This window comes from Kitasatospora sp. NPDC059571, assembly GCF_042735675.1.
In the GTDB taxonomy this organism is placed as follows: Bacteria; Actinomycetota; Actinomycetes; order Streptomycetales; family Streptomycetaceae; genus Kitasatospora.
The window spans coordinates 1-1,814 of record NZ_JBHWBW010000464.1 but is presented as its reverse complement, the minus strand read 5'-3'; the positions used below and the strand labels follow the sequence as shown (position 1 = coordinate 1,814).

The 1,814-nt window shown below is 73.6% G+C and carries 3 protein-coding genes; all 3 read left to right on the top strand.

Annotation, left to right across the window (positions count from 1 at the left end):
* Positions 1-149: 149 nt before the first annotated feature.
* A complete protein-coding gene (locus ACFV0G_RS32930; RefSeq protein ID WP_380555935.1) occupies positions 150-743 on the top strand; it encodes a GNAT family N-acetyltransferase in 594 nt (197 codons plus the stop codon).
* 31 nt (positions 744-774) lie between these two features.
* Entirely contained in the window at positions 775-1,206 is a 432-nt protein-coding gene (locus ACFV0G_RS32925) for a hypothetical protein (RefSeq protein WP_380555933.1), read from the top strand.
* A 61-nt stretch (positions 1,207-1,267) separates the two neighbouring features.
* Positions 1,268-1,642: a VOC family protein gene (locus tag ACFV0G_RS32920; protein WP_380555931.1), complete on the top strand. Its 375-nt coding sequence runs from the start codon at positions 1,268-1,270 to the stop codon at positions 1,640-1,642.
* The last annotated feature ends 172 nt before the right edge of the window (positions 1,643-1,814 follow it).

The window sequence follows — 1,814 nt, the reverse complement described above, 5'->3', positions numbered from 1 at the left end:
GGGTGGGCCGGGGGGGGGTGGGCAGCACGCCCGCAGCGGGCGGGGCCGCGGGGGGGGCGCCCGGGGCGCGCGGGCCCCCCGCCCCCCCGAACCGCCGTCGCCCGGAAAGCCGTTGAACACGCCGCTGGCCTGCGGCAATAATCCTTGTCATGAACGACGCTGCCGAGTCTCCTGCCGCCAGTAAGCCCCCGGTCTCCACCGGCCGACCGCCCGAGCTGCTGGCGCTGCCCGGCGGGGTGCTGCTCCGGCGCCGCCGCGCCGCGGACGCCGCCGCGCTCAACGCGGCCGTCCGCTCCAACCTGGACCATCTGCGCCCGTGGATGCCCTGGGCGCAGGCGGAGCCGAGCATGGCCCAGAGCATCGAGACGGCGAAGGCCGGCGAGCAGGTCTGGGACGAGGGCACCGACTTCATGTACGTGCTCAGTCCGGAGGCCGAACCGACCGTCGTGATCGGCGCGTTCGGCCTGCACGGCCGGATCGGGCCCGGCGCGCTGGAGATCGGCTACTGGGTGGCCCGCGACCACGGCGGGCGCGGGTTCGCCACCGAGGCCGCACGGGCGCTCACCGCCGCGGCCCTCGCCCTGCCGGGCATCGACCGGGTGGAGATCCACTGCGACGAGGGCAACGCGCCCAGCGCCGCCGTCCCCCGCAAGCTCGGCTACCGCCTGGACCGCATCGACGACTCGGCCGTCACCGCCCCCTCGGAGACCGGCCGCAAGATGGTCTGGATCACCCCGGCCTGAGCCCGCCCGAGACTTGAGAGATCGAAGCACCGTGGCCCTGGCCCATGTCGTCCTCGCCGACGGCCGCTCGGTCGAGCTGACGAGCATTCAGATGCACTCCACCTACGGAGGCCTGCTGGAGGGCTACCCGTTCCGGCGGTGGAACGACCGAATCGTCGGGCGCCTCCGCGCCGCGCTGGAGAGGGCCCACCCGTCCGGCCCGGTCCACCTCGTCGACCCGGTCCGGGAGGAGACCGGCGAGACGCCAGGCGCCTTCGGCCCGGTCGAACTGCTGCCCGCCGTCACCTGCACGGGATTCTTCGAATCCCACCCCGTCGACGGGGAACTGGACGCCGTCCTGCACCGGTCGCGGCTGGCGGTGGCCTGGTTCCAGGCGACGCCCGCCCTCCCGTCCGGCGAGGACGCCGACCCGGGGCTCCGTGCGGTCCGGTGGTCCGAGTGGGCCCGGGACTTCGAGCTCTGACCCGGCCGGTGGCCGCGGCAGTGCCTTGCGGCCGCCGGTCCGGTCGTCGAGAATCCGCCCCATGACCTCCCTCATCCGCCATGTGACGATCGACTGCGCCGACCCCTACCGCCTGGGGACCTTCTGGTCGCAGGTGTTGGACCGTCCGCTGCACGAGGACGACAAGCCCGGCGACCCGATGGCGCTCGTCGAGACGGACGGCTCCGGCCTGCTCTTCATCGAGGTGCCGGACGAGAAGACCGTCAAGAACCGTGTGCACCTGGACATCCAGCCGCAGGACCGCACCCGGGACGAGGAGGTCGAACGGCTGCTCGCCCTCGGCGCGACGCTGGTCGACGACCAGCGCAAGCCGGACGGCACCGGCTGGGCCGTCCTCGCCGACCCGGAGGGCAACGAGTTCTGCGTGGAGCGCAGTGCGGCGGAGCGCAACGACTGAGCCCTGCCCGGGCGCGGGTACGGCGGAGGGGCCCGGCGATGCCGGGCCCCTCCGTCCTTGCGTCAGCTCGTCTGGACCGAGGTGTCGTCGATGACGAAGCTCGTCTGGAGCGAGGAGTCCTCGACGCCGTTGAACTTCAGGGTGACCGACTGGCCCGCGTAGGCGGACAGGT

What these genes read in the sequence shown, in the direction of transcription:
- ACFV0G_RS32930 (WP_380555935.1), top strand. Translation starts at nt 150, where the DNA reads ATGAACGACGCTGCCGAGTCTCCTGCCGCCAGTAAGCCCCCGGTCTCC.
- ACFV0G_RS32920 (WP_380555931.1), top strand. Translation starts at nt 1,268, where the DNA reads ATGACCTCCCTCATCCGCCATGTGACGATCGACTGCGCCGACCCCTAC.